Source organism: Streptomyces vietnamensis, assembly GCF_000830005.1.
Lineage (GTDB): Bacteria > Actinomycetota > Actinomycetes > Streptomycetales > Streptomycetaceae > Streptomyces > Streptomyces vietnamensis.
Genome location: NZ_CP010407.1, coordinates 6,321,551 through 6,338,385, shown reverse-complemented (window position 1 = coordinate 6,338,385; position 16,835 = coordinate 6,321,551). Strand labels below are relative to the sequence as shown.

Below are 16,835 nucleotides of genomic sequence, written 5' to 3'. Positions count from 1 at the left end.
GGGCGGGGCCCGGCAGGCGGGCCCCGTAAGTGAGCTGGTCAGGACAGGTCCAGAACGGCCTTGCCGGGCAGGCGGCTTTCCCGTACGGCGCCGATGGTCTCGGCGGCGTCGGTCCAGTCGCCGCGCCAGGCGATGTGCGGACGCAGCGCGCCGGTCGCCAGCTCGGAGGCGAGCCAGGTCAGGTCGGCGTCGATGCCGTCGCCGCTCATGAGGAAGAAGGTGACGATCGATCGGTCGTGGCGCAGCGGGTCGGACATCAGGCTGCCCGGCTCGAAGGCGGAGGCCGCCGAGGAGGCGCCTCCGGCGGTCACGAGGATGCCGCCCTCGCCCAGGGCCTGGTAGGCGGGAGCGAGAGACGCTCCGCCGACCAGGTCGAGAACGCCGTGGACCGGGATGGAGACGTCGGCGGGGCTGGTGACGACCTCGTGCGCGCCAAGGGCCCGTATCTGCTCCGCGTGGTCCGGGTTGCGGGTGGTGGCGATCACGTGGGCGCCGCCGCGGGCCGCGAGCTGCACGGCGTAACGGCCGACGGCTCCGGCGGCGCCGGTGATCAGGACGCGCCGGCCCAGGATCGGGCCGAGCTTGCGCAGGGCGCGCAGCGCGGTGGTGGCGGCGACGGGCAGGGTGCTCATCGGGCCGAGGTCGGCGCCGTCGGGGACGGTTCCGATCAGCGCGGTGTCGACGGCACGCAGCTCGCCCCAGGCCCCGGTCATGCCGAGGGTGATCACCGGGGTGCCGGCGGCCGGTCCCGAGCCGTCCGCGGCGGCCCGCTCGACGACTCCGGCCGCGTCCCAGCCGATCACCGCGCCGTCGGGCGCGCCGGGAAGCACGTACCGGAACTCGGCGGGGTTGAGGGAGATCGACCGGACCCGGATCAGGGCCTGGTGGGGCGCGGGTACGGGGGCGGGCGTGTCAGCCGCCAGGCGGAGCCCGCCGGAGGTGGAGCGGTCGACGATGAGGGCACGCATGAGGGTTCTCCTGAGGATGGGAAAGGGTGATGTTGAATGGTCTGGAGCCGCGTGGGACGCGGCCCCCGGGCGGCGCCCGGCCGGAACACGCACCGTTCCGGCCGGGCGCCTTTCATCGCCGTACGGCGATCAGATCTGCGGCGACGGGTGCGGCGGGGAGACGTCGAAGGACGAGTGGGCCCCGCCGAGGGCCCGGGACTCGGGCAGCCACGACGAGATGATCAGGCTGGTGCGGTCCATCAGTTGCTCCGCACCGAGCTGCTCGGGCAGGAAGCGGCCGAAGGGCGCGAGGCCCTCCAGGTACTCCAGCCCCTTGGAGACGGCGACGGCCGGGTCGGCGTCTCCCGCCTTCTCGGCGACGGTGATGATGCCGATCTGCTTCTCCTCCGGCTGGAACATCAGCCAGACGCTGGACAGGCCCTGCTTCTCGGCCTCGTCGCGGATCGCCGGCCAGACCTCCTTCAGGAGCTCCTCGACACCGGCGTCGGCGTACGAGTAGCGCTCGAAGCGGTTGACGTGGTGTGCGGTGGCCATGGGCTTGAAGTCGTGCGCCCCGGTCACCTTCCAGTAGTGCTTGTCGACACCCGGGAAGCGCGACCAGAAGTGCACGCCGGGCTCCGGGAAGAGCTCCTCGTTGGTGAAGTGGTCGTAGTCGAGCACGTTCTCCCACGTGTCGAACAGGTAGCGACCACCGATGTACTTCACACCCGTGGCCGGGTCGAAGCGGAGCGGCGTGTACTTGTGCCGCATGCCCGGGCGGATGTCCATGTTGGGGCGCTCCCGCTCCAGCATGTCGACGATGTCCTGCGTGGAGTAGCGGTCGTCCAGGGGGAAGTCGGAGGTGAAGGCCGCCTCCGCCTGGATCGGGCCGGTCTTGTAGCCGCGGACGTCCATGGCTGGGTCGTTCCTCTCGTGTTCACGATGCGTGGTCACGGCCGTGCGGTACGAAATCCATAACCGGACCGCGCGGTCACGTTTTGAACCGTAGCACAACCGGACCGCTTGGTCCGGTTACCTGGATCACAACATGACCGATCGGTCCGGTTAGGTAGAGTGGGGGCATGCCCAGAGCCGACGCCGTACGCAACAGACGCCTGCTGATGGACGCCGCCGCGGCGGAGTTCGCCGAGAACGGCATGGACGTGTCGATCACCCGCATCGCCACGCGCGCCGGGGTGGGCAAGGGCACGGTGTTCCGCCACTTCGACACCAAGGAACAGCTCCTCGCCGAGGTCTTCAGCGACCGGCTGGAGGAACTGGTAGCCGTCGGACGGCGACTGACCGAGGCGGACGACGCCGAGGCGGCGCTCTTCGAGTTCATGACGACGGGCGTGGAGATCCACGTCCGCGACCGCTCGTTCTGCCAGGCCGCCGCGGCCCTCTCGCCCAGCGAGGCCAGCGTCCGCGCCTCCCGCGAACGCGTCGCCGAAGTGGCGGACACGCTCGTCGACCGCGCCCGGGAAGCCGGGGCCGTACGCGACGACGTCACCGGCCTCGACATCGTGCTCCTGCTCAGCGCCGCCGCACAGGCCGTGCTCAGCATCGACGAGGACCCGCAGGGCTCGCTGTGGCAGCGCTACCTCGCCCTGATCATCGACGGCCTCCGCCCCCAGGGCGCCCACCCGCTCCCCGTCCCGGCCCCCACCCTCGGCCGGTTCACGGGCTGACGGCGCGAACCCGAAACGTCGCCCCCCGGGGGCGCGGCCGACGGTGCGTCTGAAGCGGGCCGCGAGGGTCAGCGGGAGGCGGCGCCGACGCGGGCAGGTTCGCGACCGCCCAGGGGCGTGTCGGGTCCTGGTGAAGGGCGGTCAGGCGGCTGCGGCGAGCGGGTCGGTGGGGCCGGCCTGGGGGCGTGGTGGGGGGGCAGGTGCAGGCGGCGGCGCTCGGCCCGTCCGGCCCGGGCCCGTCCGGCCCGGGCTCGGGCGGCGCCTTCGTACGGACCCGGGACGGGCCGCTCAACATCCTCGTGGCGAACGCGGGGATCACGGCCCTCCCCGCGCGCACCCCGACCCCTGCAGGATGGGGGAGGTGGCGGGCCACCGACCACCTCGGCCACTTCGCCCCCGCCACCGGACTGCGCCCCGCGCTACGGGCCTCGGCGCGGCCCGGGTAGTGGTGGTGAGTTCCGGTGCCCACCGGGGTGCGCCCTTCGCCTTCGGGGACCCGCACTTCGCGCGGCGACCGTACGACCCGTGGGCCGCGTACAGGCAGTCCAAGAACGCCGGCGTACTGCTCGCGGTCGGCGCCCTGCGGTGGGCGGGGGGCGGGATCACGGCGAACGCCCTCCACCCCGGCTCCATCCTCACCCGACTGCGGAGGCGCCTGGACGACGACACGATGGGGGCGTTCGCCGTGATGGACGGCGAGGGGAGCCTGACGCCTCCCCCTCCTGCAAGAACCCGCCCGGGGGCGGCCGCGTCCGCCCTGTCGGCCATCTCTCCGCTACTGGACGGCGTCACGGGTCGTTATTTCGAGGACAACCAGGGGCGCGGGTCATGCGCGGCGACGAGGAGGGCAGTCCCGGGGGCGTGGCCGCCCATGCGCTCGATCCGGAGGCGGCCGCCCGCCCCCGGGAGGACGCCGGGGCCGCACTCCGTCGCACGACCTGACGTCGGCGGCCACGCAGAGCCATGGCGGGGAGCACACGGAGAGATGCGAACCCTTTACAGAGCGAACGCGCATATCCAGTGCTTGCATTAGCCAGCGTGCGCAAGTATTGTCTTCACATGTAAGGCGCGCTTGCATCCAGATGCGAGTGCTCGTGGGGGCCTCCCGGCCCTCCCCCCTCTCGCAAAGGCACTTCCCATGTCGCTCAAGAACCTCCTTCCCGGCCGTCTCGGCTTCGGCACCGCCCCGCTCGGCAACATGTTCCGCGCCATCCCCGACGACGAGGCCCGCGCCACCGTCGAGGCCGCCTGGGACCACGGCATCCGCTTCTACGACACCGCCCCCTTCTACGGCGCCGGCCTCGCCGAGGAGCGGCTCGGTGAGGTCCTCGCCGGCAAGCCCCGCGACGAGTACGTCCTGTCCACCAAGGTCGGCCGGGTCGTCCTCGACGAGCACGAGACGGACGTCCCCGACTTCGGCGAGAAGGGCGGCCTGTTCGAGCACGGCAACCCGAACAGGATCCTCCACGAGTGGACCGCCGACGCCACCGAGCGCTCCATCGAGGGCAGCCTCAAGCGCCTGGGCACCGACCGGCTCGACATCGTCTGGGTCCACGACATCGCCCAGGACTTCCACGGCGACGCCTGGCTGCAGAAGTTCGAGGAGGCCCGCACCGGCGCCTTCCGCGTCCTGTCCCGGCTGCGCGACGAAGGCGTCATCAAGGCCTGGGGTCTCGGCGTCAACAAGACCGAGCCCATCGAGCTGACCCTCGCCCTCGACGAGCCGCAGCCCGACGGCTTCCTCCTCGCCGGCCGCTACACCCTCCTCGACCACGAGCACGCCCTCACCCGCCTGCTGCCCATGGCGCAGGAGCAGGGCGTCGACATGGTCGTCGGCGGCCCGTACAGCTCCGGCATCCTCGCCGGCGGCACCCACTTCGAGTACCAGCAGGCCCCGGCCGAGATCGTCGAGCGCGTCGGGAAGCTGAAGGCGCTGGCCGAGAAGCACGCCGTGAGCATCAAGGCCGCCGCCCTGCAGTTCTCCCTCGCCCACCCGGCGTCCGCCGCCGTCATCCCCGGCGCCACCCGGCCCAGCCGCATCGCCGAGGACACCGCGGCCCTGAACGAGACCGTCCCGGCCGCGTTCTGGACCGACCTCCGGGCCGCCGGCCTGGTCAGCCCGGCCGCCCCGCTCCCGAACAACGCCTGACCCCCACCCCCGCACCTCTCTCCCCCCACACAGCAACAGGAGCACCACCATGGCTTCCACGTCCGTCTCCCGCGTCGTCCCCGCCACCCCCCAGCAGGTCTGGAACCTCATCGGCGGCTTCGACGCCCTCCCGGACTGGCTCCCCTACATCCCCGAGAGCACCGCGCTCGAAGGCGGCCGCGTCCGCCGCCTGACCAACCCCGACGGCGACGTCATCATCGAGCGCCTCGTGGACTTCGACGAGGCCGAACGCCACTACAGCTACGCCATCCTCGAAGCGCCGTTCCCCGTCGACGGATACGTCTCCACCCTCCGCGTCCACACGGTCCCCGGCCGCGACGACCTCGCCGAGGTCCAGTGGTCCGGACGCTTCAACCCCAAGGGCGCCACCGAGCAGGAAGTCGTCGACCTGTTCACCGGCATCTACGCCGACGGCCTCGACGCCCTGCACGAGACCCTCGCCGCCTGACACCGACGGCCCCTCCGCTCGGCCCGGACACGCCCCCGCGTGCCCGGGCCGCGGTCCTTCCCCGAGCCCCGCCCGCCGCCCCTGAGGAGACATCGAGTCCCATGACCGCCACCGATCCCGCGCTCACCGCCCTCGCCAGCGGATGGGCCGCCCTGTCGCTGCTGCACGGCAGGATCGAGACGCGCATCGAGCGCGCCCTGCAGTCCCGGTACAGCCTGAGCGTGCGGGAGTACGCACTCCTCGACGTCCTCAGCCGACAGCACGACGGCGAAGGCGGCCACCTGCAGATGAAGCAGGTCGCCGACGCGGTCGTCCTGAGCCAGAGCGCCACCACGCGCCTGGTCAGCCGACTGGAGGACCGCGGCCTGCTGGCCCGGTACCTCTGCCCGACGGACCGCCGCGGCATCTACACCGACGTCACGGGCACCGGTCTCGCACTCCTGACGGAGGCCCGGCCGACGCACGACGCCACCTGCCGCGAGGCGCTCGACGAAGCCGCCACGCATCCGGAGCTGGCGTCGCTCGCCGAGGCGGTCCGAGCGGTCAGAACACCGCCCACCCCATGAGCGCAGCCTCTCCCCGCCGGCGGCCCGCAAGACCCGGCCGGTGAGCGATCCCGCGAAGGCACTGCTGACGGGCGCGGTCGCCTTCCTGGTCGTCGCCCTCTTCGTCGCCGTCCTCCACCACGCCTACGCGGCATGAACCCGCCCGGTCACCCACCGTCCGCCCACGGGAACAGACCCAGAAATTGCGCCCCGCACCGCAGGACCGGATCGTGAAGACCATGCAGAGCCGTCCCGGACCTCGCAGCGGCGCACCGGCATGAGCAGCGCGTCGTTCGCCTCCGTGCGCCGCAGCGTCGCGCCGCTGGAGCTCTTCTTCGACCTGGTCTTCGTCTTCGCCGTCGGACAGCTCGCCCACCACCTGCACGACGAGCTCTCCTGGCGCGGGGCCGCCGAGACCGCGGTGATGCTCGTCGCCGTCCTCAGCACCTGGGCCCTGACCAGCTTCGACGCCACCTTCCTCGACGTCGCCAGGCCCCGGACCCGGTGGCTGGTCCTGGTGGTGATGGGGCTGGGTCTGTTCATGAACGCCCAGATCCCGCACGCCTTCGCCGACCGGCCGTGGGCCTTCGCGATCCCGCTGGTCGTCATCCTGCTCCTGGTCGACGTCTTCGCCGCCGTGACCGCCCCGACCCCCGTCCTTCGCCGGCACTACCGCCGCGTGACGGCCTGGGCCGTCGTATCGGTGCCGCTGTGGCTGACCGGCGCGGCCATGGACCACGGACCGCGCCTGGCCTGGTGGGCGGCGGCAGCCGCCGTCGACATGCTGGGTGTCTGGCTGGCCCACCCCCTGCCGCGCGACCGGCTCTCCTCACGGGGCCTGGTCTTCGACGCCGAACACATGGTGGAACGGATCCGCCTGTTCATCATCATCCAGCTCGGCGAGACGGTCCTCACCATCGGCACGGCGATCTCGGCAGCCCCGGTGGACGCGGCGACCGTGACGGCCGGCCTCGGCGTCTTCGTCGCCCTCGTGTGCCTGTGCGCCAGCTACTTCCAGGGCGGCGAGGACATCCTCGCCCGGCACATCGCCACCACCACCGACAAACTGCTGCCGGTCCGCCGCGCCGTCAGCGGCCAGTACCCCACCCTGGCCGGCCTCGTCGCCCTCGCGGTCGGCGCCGAACTCGCCATCAGCCACCCCACCGGCCACGGCAGCACCACCCTCAGCCTGCTCCTCTTCGGCGGCCCGATCCTCTACGTCATCACCCAGGCCTGGTGGTACCGCGCCTCCACCGGACAGGCCTGGGGCGCCCGCCTCCTCGCCTGCCTCGCCTTCGCCCTCGCTGGCGGCGTCACCCTCCGGCTCCCCCCGCTGGCCTCGGTCCTCATCCTGGACCTCGTCCTCATCGCCCTCGTCGTCACCCTGCGGGAGGTACACCGCCGGGTCCTCTCGGGGATGACCGCCGGAACGGGCGCATAGGCGGCTCCTCCGGCCCACGCGCGGAGAGAAACCGTGCCCTCTCCGTGCCCTTCAGGGCGGTGAACAGCGGTCACCGCGGGCACCGGAAAGCCTGCGGACAAGCCCCGGGAAGGGAATGTCTTCGCAGGTCAGAAGCCTGATGATCACCCTGAGAGTCGGTGATTCCCAAGCTTATGGCGCGGGTTCGATTCCCGTCATCCGCTCTTCGCATGAAGCCCCAGGTCAGCGGCCTGGGGCTTCGCCGTTGTCCGGGCTGCTCCAGGCGACCCGCCATCAGGGCTCAGAAACCGAGCCGCTGCTGTCGCCTCCATCGGTGACAGGGTGAACACAGAGGCCACGATCAGCAGACCGGCGAAGATGGGCTTGATCACGCCCCACGAACGAACACATACGGGAAGGTATCGAGCGGGAGCCCTGGTCGTTGTTCAGTGCTCGTAGACGGAGCCCACGATCGAGGGCATCGACCGTGGGCGGGAACCGGTCAAGGTGTTGGTACGAGGGAAAGAGCATTTTGTAGATGGCATCCCCTCTCACCTGGGGCAATGCGGATCCGCCTGGCAATGGTTCTTGCCACAGCACCCGCTGCCCTAGTGGCGCGTCTTCCGCTTTCCCTGACTAAGGATCTTCAGCGTCGCCGCTCGAGGGTGAGAACGGCCTTGGTGATTGACGTGAGTCGGTTGGGGCTGATGCGGGCTTTGCGGAAGATCCGCCAGGCCTTGAGGCGGGCGAAGGCCCGCTCGACCGGGAAGCGGAGTCGTGCGTGTGCACGGTTGACGGCTGCTTGTCTCATGGTGAGAGGGCGTCCGAGGTGGCGTTTGAACGGCACCTGGAACGTTCCGCCGGCCCCTGCGTAGGCCTTGTCGGCGAGGACGGGGATCCGCAGTCGTTCACAGACGGTGACGATGCGGTGGGTGCGGGCGGCGGTGATGTCGACGGTGCGGCCGGGCAGTGCCGGCGAGTACCAGATCAGCTCGCCCGCCGGATCGGTGACGGCCTGGATGTTCACGCCATGCCGTCGGGCCTTGCCCGAGTAGTCCCGTTCGCGATCGCCGACCCGGTCGCACTCGGCGATGGTGCCGTCCACCAACACGTATGCGGGACGCGCCCGGCGCAGTGCCTGGGTCAGGGACGGTGCCCTCGCGGCGAGGAGCTTGATCACGCTCTGTACGTAGGCGTGGGCGGTGCCCTCGCTGATCCGGAAGCCCGCGGCGAGCTTGGCATAGGTGGTGTGCTCGCGCAGGTAGACCAAGGCGATGACCGCGCGCTGCGAGGGCCGCAGTTTGCAGCGGCGGTCACCCTCGCGGGTGACGATCAGCATCGTGACCCACTCCACGAGCGCGTGCGGCAGGTCGAGTGCGGCAGGATAGGTGACCAACGAGGCCTCCGGTCGCAGCGGTTGAGACGTCAGACATCTCGAACCATTGCCCGAAGGCCTCGCCTGCTATCCAGCCTCGACCGTCACCCGATCGGTGACCACTCTGAAGATCCTTACTGATCGAATTGTTCATGGGCAGGATGGGTCGCTGAAGAGCAGGGGTCTCGGGGGAGGTGCCTATGTCCTTGCTGTTTTGGCGAGCCTCCACGCCAAGCGGTTCGCTCCGCGAGGTCGCCTCAGAGTCAGGTCCTGCCGAAGCTGTTCCGAGCATCCCACTCCAGAAGGGCTCCGACGAGGCCGCCGAGACCAACAGCCATCGGCCCCTGCGTACGACGTACGCCGAACGTGACGTGCCGCCTTCCACAACTGGGGTCGCCCGCCTGCTCGCTGGAGCCATGCACGAACGCGTGAACCGTATCGGTCAGGCACGTGACCTGATGGGCCAGTGGCAGGACCGCATCCGCGGTCACAAGGTACGGGACATCCGACACCTGGGTCCGCTCGCTGGTGAGGAACTCGCCCGATGGACTCTGGACAACGTGCTCAGTGCGCGGAAGCGCCCCGTTCCCTCCTTCGGCTTCGGCCTTCCCCTCGTCCTCACACATAGCGTCGCTGCCCAACGTCAGCGCCGACTGCGCGGTATAGCGATGGCCGGGGTGGTGAGCCTCGTGGCAGTGCGGCATCCGTGGGGTGCGCTGGCACTGATGGTGATGGCACTGCTCCACCACTACCTCCTCACAGCCGGTCTTCTTCGCGCGCTGCTCCGCTGGGGCTTCAGCTCGCTCGTTTCCCTGCTCCTCGTGATCGCGGGTGGCTACCTGGCCTGGTCATGGGTTCAGCCCCATACGCCCGCCCTGATGTTCGCGGTACAGGATTCTGTCGCCGTCGCCGTGTGGACGACGCTCCTGCTCGCCGTCGTCCAAACGATGGACCGCTGGACGGCCCTGGCCTACCTGGCCTCGTTGGGACCTTGGCGCAAGGCCCCGGCCACTCGTCCACGACTTGCCCCGCGTGCGAGGACTCGCATTGCCGAATGCGAGGTAAGTGAGCGGTGGCAGAGCATCCCGTACCGGAAGGAAGACGGGGTCAATCGCTTCGTCGGCGCCGGCCTCGACGCCTGGCGTGCCGGCGGACCCCGTATCCAGCTCACCGCCGCTCGTCGCGCGGACGATCCGGAGGACAAGGAGCGGATCGGCACGCACCCGAGTCCGGCATCAGGGCCGTCCGCCGAGGCCAACGCCTCATCGGGGGGCGAGACTGCCGGCATCCGCAAATTCGAGGCCGACGAACTGATGGCCAAGCTGCGCGTCGAACTCGAACGCCTCAGCGGCGTCCTCGTGGAGACCCACGCCCTCCCTCACTGCGACATCTTCGAAACGCTCGCCGTCCCGCAGTCCCGGTGGAAGAAACTCCCCCACAAGCCCGGCCGCAAGCCCGACGCTCCGAGAAGAGCTCCCGACGATGCCTGGCCGGAAGCACAGGAAATGATCGAGGAAGGACGAAGGGCGCCGTCAGGCCACCACTCGCGTCGCTATCTCGCTGCGCAGGTCGTCGACTGGGAGGGGCAAATCGTCGTCACGGTGTTCGCCCACGCAGCGCTGGAAGGGAAGACGCTCCACTTCGTGACGCGCCCACACGTCATGGCGCCTCTCGAGGACGAGGCGCGCTCCGAGTCGGCGAAGGGGTGGGAGCTCGCCAAGAAAATCCTCCTCACCCCCGTACACGCCCTCGGGGACACCGCCGCACTGGCGCGTCGGTCCCACGCCGGCCTCGTCCGGACCTTGAGCGTGGTCGTAGGCGGCTTGCTCGGGCAGTTCGCGCAGCACCAGCCAGCAGCAGCTCTCGACAAGACCGAGAAGAAGGACAACGGCGAGCCGGTCAGCCTCCGTGAGCACTGCGCCCTGGATGCCCCGGAGGACATGCATCAGGTCGAGGACGCAGCCCGGCACGTCTCGATCCTCCAGTCACGCATGTTCAGCACGGTTGGAGCCTTCCTCGATGACCACGGCGTCGACACCGGCGACTTCAGACGCCAAGCGCAGGAGGTCGTCACCAAGATCTTCATCAACGGCGATCACAACCAGGTCAATACCGGGACTATGCACGGCGGTCAGGAACAGAGCGTCGAAAGCAGCAACGCGCAGCCGAAGGGATGATCATGACTATCTGGCGGAGCCGTGAGGCGAGTGGCGGCATGCAGATCACGGGCAATGGGAACCAGGTCAACACCGGGCAGATCGGTGGGGACCAGCGCCAGTCGTACGTCAGCACAGGTCAGGACACCAGCCGCCTCCAGGCGGCTCTGGCGAAGCTCTCGGAGCTGGAGGCGGCCATGGAGGAACACGCCGTAGAGCTGAGCAATGTCGATCTGGCGCGCCGGACGGCCGGACGTATCGGCGAGGAGTTGAACAGCGCCCGACCCGACGAGCGCCGTATCAGGGACAACCTCGAAGACCTCGGGCTCGCCATCGGGTCGGCAGCGGCCGTCGTCACCGTCCTCCAGGGCCTCACCGCTGCCCTTGACGCACTGCTCGGATAGCACCAAGGCAAAGCGTCCCAGCTACACCCCTACGAACTGACCTGGGAGCCATCTGGGAGCCGAGCTGCCCACCAGCTCCCTCCCAGAGCCGTCGACACCAATCGGGGCCACTCCCGTGACCTGCGCAAACGCCACCCTTGCAGGCGAGATCAGCGGCCGAACCTCATTCGGAACGAAGAGGTCGTGGGTTCATATCCCACCCCGACAGCGAAGCGCCAGGGCAGGGAGTCGCGCTGCCCTCAGGCCCAAGCTGTCGCGTCGTACACGCCATCGCAGTGAGAGTCGAGGACGCCAGGAACGCGCAGGGCCTCCAGGCTTTCCGGCGCGTCGGGGTTGAGGAGCGCGATGAGCTTGGTGGAGGCCCACCAGCCCACGGGGCGGCTTTCCCCGGACTCGGAGTCGGTCGTACCGACGTCGATGCCGATCGTGCCCCGCTCGGGCAACGCGAGGTAGAGGCGGACCACCCCTCGGTCCCGCGTGTCGAAGCCGACGAGGCGGTAGAGATCCGGGGCGACGGTGGCTGCGTAGTCGTGCCAGTACGGGTCGCCGACGAGGTCGGCCACCACGTAGTCCAGGGCGTCGTCCAAGGTGACCTCTACCGCGTCAGGGAGGACGCCTGCTGCTGTCAGCGTGTCGAGGTCCAGTACGTCTGCCTCGGTGCTGTCGGCCGCCCAGCGGGCCGCGTCGCGCAGCGCTCCCACGTACCACCAGGAGCCGAGCGACGCCGGCGCGGCTCCTGGGCGGTGGGGCAGTTCGATCAGTACGGTCCTGGGCGTGTCGTCTTCCAGCCGGACGCGGATGAGGCCGGAGGCGGGCAGGAAGGCGCGAAGGCGCCAGGCCGTGCCGAGAATCGGCGCGGCGATGAACCGACGCAGCGCCAGCAGGATCTCTCCCGCGTCACGCTCCATGGCCTCGCATCCCCTTCCAGGCAGGCGGCGTGGACGCCGCGTGGATCAGAGCTGGTTGACCCAGTCCGGGCAGAGGGTCTGCCCACGGCAGAACGCGGTGACCGTACCGATGGGGCGACCGTCCGGCGTGTTCTGACCATTGGGCCCTCGTTCACCGCGCTCGGCGGCGCTGGTGATGGTCATCCGCACGGTTCCCCCGCTCGTGATGACGCCGTCGTACTCGGCACGGCTTCCTTCGATACGGTCGGCCTTGCCGTTGTACGGCGCGTTGATCGCCTTCTGCGTGCACATGTTGTGCTTCGAGCAGGTGTGCTTGAGGCCGAAGTCGTTGGTCCCCCTTCGCGTGGGGATGTCGTAGTGGTCCCAGTCCAAGGCCGACCAGTAGATGTGGTGCCACGGGATGCTGGGGTCTGCCTCGGACGGCAGGGCAGCAGTCGGGCTGGTGTCCGGCGGAAGCGGGACCTGCTCTGCGAGCGCCTGCTCGGTGCCGTAACGCGCCACATACTCGTCGTTGGACATGACCTCGACGTCGACCGGAGTCTGCCCTCCATCGGCACGGGCCTGGACCGCCTGCACCCCGGTCCCCGCGCCGAGAACGGCGATCACAGCGGCGGCAGGAAGCACTGCGAGCGATACGCTCGTCAAGCGCATAGGGGCATCCTCTCGTCGATGATGTGCCGAGCCACTGCAAGAGACAACCAGGCGGGAGCCCTTCCATCCGGCAACCTCCACGGGAATCGACCCAGATGGGGTAGTTCAATGTCGCCGCGGCAGCCCGCCGTCCCGAAAACGCCGGAAGTTTGGGCCAACCGCGCGTCACCAGGCGCGAACGTGCAGGTCAGCGCCGCCCCACTCCTCCACCCACCCAGTGTCTTCTAAGCACTCGGCAGCGAAGCTGCGCGGCACGCCAAAGGCGTGTAAGGCCCCAGTTGGAACCTCACCGAACCTCAATGCCAGCCCAGCGGGGTGCACTCGCTGGGCTGGCAGGCCCAAGGTCCTGCGTTCGGCTTCTGCAAACGGCGCGTTCGGCTGACCTCGACCGGACGCAACCATGGAGGGCCGAGGGAAGGTCAGCTCGTGCAGCTGCCGGCCGTGCCCCAGCGAAGGAACTCCGTACCTCCAGCACCGTCAAGCACCGCCACGGCGTACTGCGCGTAGCCCCATCTCTGCCCCGCGCGAGATTCCGCGAGAACAGTCTGGCAGGCCACGCCGGCGGCGGCCTCTGCCCATTCCTCTCGCGTGCTCTGGTCCCAATCGGGCTTCGTGGCCCACACGTACATCACGCCTTCGTGCGGAGCGAAGCCGATACTGGTGTTCTCGTCGCTGATATAGCCGGGGTCTTCGAACAGACGGGAGTTGGCGTTCCAGTCGGCAAAGAGCTGGTGGACCGCCTCGGTTGCCACTCTGATTTCGCGTTTGTCGACGCTGGGGATCTGGGCCGCGACCAGTCCTTCTTCGGTGGGGTGCCAGCTCGGCTCCTGCCCGGGGTCGGCGGCGGTGCGGTCGATGGTCTGCGTGATGCAGCCGGTGTTGGCGCGGAAGTCGTCCTCCCACACGATCGCCGGCGCCGTGGACGTGGTGTTGTCGACCAGGACGTACTCGTCATACGGAAGGGACTTGTAGATGCCCGCCATCATGCGCAAGGTGAGGCAGGCGTTCTTGGCCACTCCCTGCACGACGCGAGACTCCACGGCCGGGCCGCTGATGGCTATGTAGAGCTCTCTCCGGGCCGGGGCGTAGCCCACGTCGTACTGACCGCCGTAGTTGTAGTCCTCGCCCATGCCGTAGCTGAGGTCGTGCCCGAGTGCGGCCTCGGTCTCGATCTCCGCTTCTCCTTTGGCACGACGAGCTGCACGCCACGTGGCGATCGTCGCCTCGTCCGCGTTCGCAGGAGTAGGGGATGACGCGGCGTCCACCACAGCCTGGGAGCTTGCTGCGGGTGAAGCGGAAGCCGGCATGATGGCGGTCTTGCTGGGGGATGCGTTGACGGGAGGACGGGAACTCGTCGAAGTCGTCTCCGTCTTGTCGGGCTGCAGGGCCAGCGCTCCACCCGCCAGGCCACCTATGACAGTGCCCACCACCGCCGCGATGCCGACGAGTCGTCTGCTGGAACGGGCAGGACGTCTCCAGTTCGGGTCGTCCAGAGTGGGGACGGCCCACTGGGCAGCGACGGGATCGCCCACCAGTGTCGACTCCGCACCCGTCGGCGCGACCTGTGTGGCCTGTGCTGCGAGGAGGACGGCACATGTCTCGGCAGCGTCCCACGCGGTGGCTCGGTCCCCCGGCTCCTTGGCGAGAGCGCTGCGCACGATGGCGTGGAGTTCGCCAGGAAGGCCACGCAGATCAGGATCCTCGGACATGACCCGGTAGGCGACCGCGTCGGGGGCTCCCCCGCCGAAGGGCGCTCGACCGGTGGCCGCGAAGGCTACGAGGGCGCCCCAGACGAACATGTCACCCTCGGGACCCGTCGTACCGGTGCGGTAGTGCTCAGGGCTGATCCATCCTGGGGTTCCGGTCAGAATGCCGGTGCGCGTCACGGATGTGCCGTCGGCGGCATGGGCGATGCCGAAGTCCAGGACTCGGGGACCGACCGGGGTCAGGATGACGTTCTGCGGCTTGACGTCCCTGTGGACGACACCCGCGGCGTGGATGGCCGCGAGGGCCTGGGCTGTGCCCGTAGCAAAGGCGTAGAGGGTTCCACCGGCCAGCGGCCCGTGCGCGGCGATGTACCGATCGAGGGTGAGCCCTGGGGCATAGGCAGTGGCCAGCCACGGCGACGGTGCTTCGGCGTCAGCCGCGATCAGGGGTATGAGGCAGGGGCCCTGGACACGGGCGGAGAGCTGGACTTCTCGGCGGAAGCGCGCCCGGAACTCCGCGTCGTCCGCCTGGGCAGGGTGGACGACCTTGACCGCGACCCGCAGACCGGCGTCGTCGAGGCCGGCGAACACCGTGCCCATGCCCCCTGAGCCGAGGCGCCCGATGATCTGGTAGGGGCCGACGCGCTTGGGGTCACCGGGGTGGGCAGCCAGCACCCGCCCACCAGAACGAGCACTGCTCACCGGGCTTCCGATCTCCTTCAGACGTGCAGCAGGCCAAAGGCCGGACGCATGCCGGTACCTGAGAGCTGGATATTAGCCGCGCGTCGAGGCGATAGGCACTCCTTCTCAGGCAATGGTCGGCAACGCTTCCTCATCGAGCGCACAAGAGCGAAACGGAGCCGACGAGCCTCGCTCGCCGTGCTCCGTCGCTTTCGCCGCAGCGCGTCTGTTCATCGGTGCGCGCCGCGGCCCGGCCCTCGCCGACAATAGACTGACACCCCATCAGAACGAGCGTCAAATGAGCGTCCCGAGCGTCATCTCAGCGTCAAGATATCGCCCGTAACGCCCACACGGCACATCCCGCGCACCCACAAAACCGCAGGTCAGGCGTCCTTCTTCACCGGCTCCAGAATCGCCACACACTCCACATGGTGCGTCATCGGGAACAGGTCGAACGCCCGCAGCGTCCGTACGCGGTAGCCGCGTTCCGCGAAGTAGGCGAGGTCTCGGGCCAGGGCTGCCGGATCGCAGGCGACGTAGGCGATGCGGCGGGCGCCGAGGCCTGCCAGGTGGTGGACCGTCTGCTTGCCGGCGCCCGCGCGGGGCGGGTCCAGGACGATGAGGTCGACCTCGGTGATGCCGGTGCGCGGGAGGACCGACTCGACCTTGCCCTGTTCGATGCGGACGCGCGGGAAGCCGGCCAGGTTGTGGCGGGCGTCCTCGACCGCGCGCTTGCCGGACTCGATGCCGAGGACCGCGCCCTGGTCGCCGACGCGGTCGGCGAGGGCGCCCGCGAAGAGGCCGACGCCGCAGTAGAGGTCGAGGGCCGTCTCGCCCTTGCGGGGGGTCAGGCCCTGCATGACGGCGAGCATGAGGGTCTGCGCGGCCTTCGGGTGGACCTGCCAGAAGCCGCCGCTGCCGACGCGGTAGGTGCGGTCGTCGGCGCGCTCGCGGACGAAGGCGCGGCCGTGGACGCGGTGGACGCCGCCGTCCTTCTCGTCGACGCGCATGACCGAGACCGGCTTGTCCAGTTCCACCAGGGGGAGGCGGGCGCCCGGGCGGGGGGTGAGGATGACCTGGCGGTCGTTCGAGCCCGAGGCGGCGATGGCCTCGATGGCGGCCATGCCCTCCCAGGTGCGCTTCTCGATGCCCAGTTCCGAGACGCCCTCGGCCGCGATCATGCAGTGGTCGATGATCTCGACCTCGTGGGAGCGGTGCTTGCGCAGGCCCGCGTGGCCCTCGGCGTCGACGGCGTACTGGACGCGGGTGCGCCACTGCGGGACCTCGCCCGCGGGGAGCTTGTCGCCCTCGGCCGGCATGACCGTGCCGTCCCAGCCCGCCTGCTCCGGGGTGAGCCCGGCCAGGCGCAGGAGCTGCTCGGCGATGACCTCGCCCTTGAGGCGGCGCTGGGCGCCGGGCTTGGCGTGCTGCCAGTCGCAGCCGCCGCACTTTCCGGGGCCGGCGAAGGGGCAGGGGGCCTCCACGCGGTCCTTGGAGGCGTCCAGGATCTCGATCGCGTCGGCGCGCAGGAAGCGGGAGGTCTCCTCGCCCTCGGTGACCCGTACGCGGACCCGCTCGCCGGGCAGCGCGTGGCGGACGAAGAGGACCCGGCCGGCCTCGGTACGGGCGATGCAGTGCCCGCCGTGGGCCACCGGGCCGACCTCGACCTCGTACTCCGCCCCGACCAGCGACGTGACAGGGGTGTTCTGCATGACCGGGGACTCCAGGGAGAGAAG

Annotated in this window: 15 protein-coding genes; 8 read left to right on the top strand and 7 right to left on the bottom strand. The window is 69.8% G+C overall.

Annotated elements, in window-relative coordinates; translation table 11 throughout:
* Positions 1-38: 38 nt before the first annotated feature.
* Together SVTN_RS28475 and SVTN_RS28470 are read right to left on the bottom strand one after the other, a co-directional pair.
* On the bottom strand, positions 39-968 hold the full coding sequence (locus tag SVTN_RS28475) for a zinc-binding dehydrogenase (protein WP_041131671.1): 930 nt from the start codon (positions 966-968) through the stop codon (positions 39-41).
* A gap of 129 nt (positions 969-1,097) precedes the next feature.
* A complete protein-coding gene (locus SVTN_RS28470) occupies positions 1,098-1,901 on the bottom strand; it encodes a hypothetical protein (protein WP_245727656.1) in 804 nt (267 codons plus the stop codon).
* 128 nt (positions 1,902-2,029) lie between these two features.
* Here SVTN_RS28470 and SVTN_RS28465 point away from each other — a divergent pair, with 128 nt between their 5' ends.
* The 6 genes from SVTN_RS28465 to SVTN_RS28440 all read left to right on the top strand — a co-directional run bounded on the left by SVTN_RS28465 (position 2,030) and on the right by SVTN_RS28440 (position 7,239).
* Positions 2,030-2,635, top strand: coding sequence for a TetR/AcrR family transcriptional regulator (locus SVTN_RS28465; protein ID WP_041131669.1), 606 nt, complete (start codon positions 2,030-2,032; stop codon positions 2,633-2,635).
* 185 nt (positions 2,636-2,820) lie between these two features.
* Complete coding sequence (locus SVTN_RS45710) at positions 2,821-3,081, top strand: Rossmann-fold NAD(P)-binding domain-containing protein (protein ID WP_245727655.1); 261 nt, start codon at positions 2,821-2,823, stop codon at positions 3,079-3,081.
* Positions 3,082-3,773: 692 nt separating this feature from the next.
* Positions 3,774-4,784, top strand: a complete 1,011-nt coding sequence (locus SVTN_RS28455; protein ID WP_041131668.1) for an aldo/keto reductase — start codon at positions 3,774-3,776, stop codon at positions 4,782-4,784.
* A 49-nt stretch (positions 4,785-4,833) separates the two neighbouring features.
* On the top strand, positions 4,834-5,253 hold the full coding sequence (locus SVTN_RS28450; RefSeq protein WP_041131667.1) for an SRPBCC family protein: 420 nt from the start codon (positions 4,834-4,836) through the stop codon (positions 5,251-5,253).
* Positions 5,254-5,354: 101 nt separating this feature from the next.
* The gene (locus SVTN_RS28445) at positions 5,355-5,819 is read left to right on the top strand and encodes a MarR family winged helix-turn-helix transcriptional regulator (RefSeq protein WP_041131666.1); all 465 of its coding nucleotides are present in this window, start codon (positions 5,355-5,357) and stop codon (positions 5,817-5,819) included.
* Between the two features lie 256 nt (positions 5,820-6,075).
* The gene (locus SVTN_RS28440; protein ID WP_041131665.1) at positions 6,076-7,239 is read left to right on the top strand and encodes a low temperature requirement protein A; all 1,164 of its coding nucleotides are present in this window, start codon (positions 6,076-6,078) and stop codon (positions 7,237-7,239) included.
* Positions 7,240-7,864: 625 nt separating this feature from the next.
* Here SVTN_RS28440 and SVTN_RS28430 read toward each other — a convergent pair.
* Complete coding sequence (locus SVTN_RS28430; RefSeq protein ID WP_041127278.1) at positions 7,865-8,614, bottom strand: IS5/IS1182 family transposase; 750 nt, start codon at positions 8,612-8,614, stop codon at positions 7,865-7,867.
* Positions 8,615-9,009: 395 nt separating this feature from the next.
* Between SVTN_RS28430 and SVTN_RS28425 the strand changes: the two genes are divergently transcribed.
* Together SVTN_RS28425 and SVTN_RS28420 are read left to right on the top strand one after the other, a co-directional pair.
* A complete protein-coding gene (locus SVTN_RS28425; RefSeq protein WP_245727654.1) occupies positions 9,010-10,770 on the top strand; it encodes a hypothetical protein in 1,761 nt (586 codons plus the stop codon).
* A gap of 2 nt (positions 10,771-10,772) precedes the next feature.
* Positions 10,773-11,153, top strand: a complete 381-nt coding sequence (locus SVTN_RS28420) for a hypothetical protein (RefSeq protein WP_041131664.1) — start codon at positions 10,773-10,775, stop codon at positions 11,151-11,153.
* 239 nt (positions 11,154-11,392) lie between these two features.
* Here the strand turns inward: SVTN_RS28420 and SVTN_RS28415 are convergent, their stop codons facing one another.
* The 4 genes from SVTN_RS28415 to SVTN_RS28400 form a co-directional block, all read right to left on the bottom strand.
* A complete protein-coding gene (locus SVTN_RS28415) occupies positions 11,393-12,061 on the bottom strand; it encodes a hypothetical protein (protein ID WP_041131663.1) in 669 nt (222 codons plus the stop codon).
* Between the two features lie 45 nt (positions 12,062-12,106).
* The gene (locus SVTN_RS28410) at positions 12,107-12,712 is read right to left on the bottom strand and encodes a hypothetical protein (protein WP_159026504.1); all 606 of its coding nucleotides are present in this window, start codon (positions 12,710-12,712) and stop codon (positions 12,107-12,109) included.
* 419 nt (positions 12,713-13,131) lie between these two features.
* Positions 13,132-15,120, bottom strand: coding sequence for a serine/threonine-protein kinase (locus SVTN_RS28405; RefSeq protein ID WP_041131661.1), 1,989 nt, complete (start codon positions 15,118-15,120; stop codon positions 13,132-13,134).
* Between the two features lie 362 nt (positions 15,121-15,482).
* A complete protein-coding gene (locus tag SVTN_RS28400; protein ID WP_041131660.1) occupies positions 15,483-16,811 on the bottom strand; it encodes a class I SAM-dependent RNA methyltransferase in 1,329 nt (442 codons plus the stop codon).
* Positions 16,812-16,835: the final 24 nt, after the last annotated feature.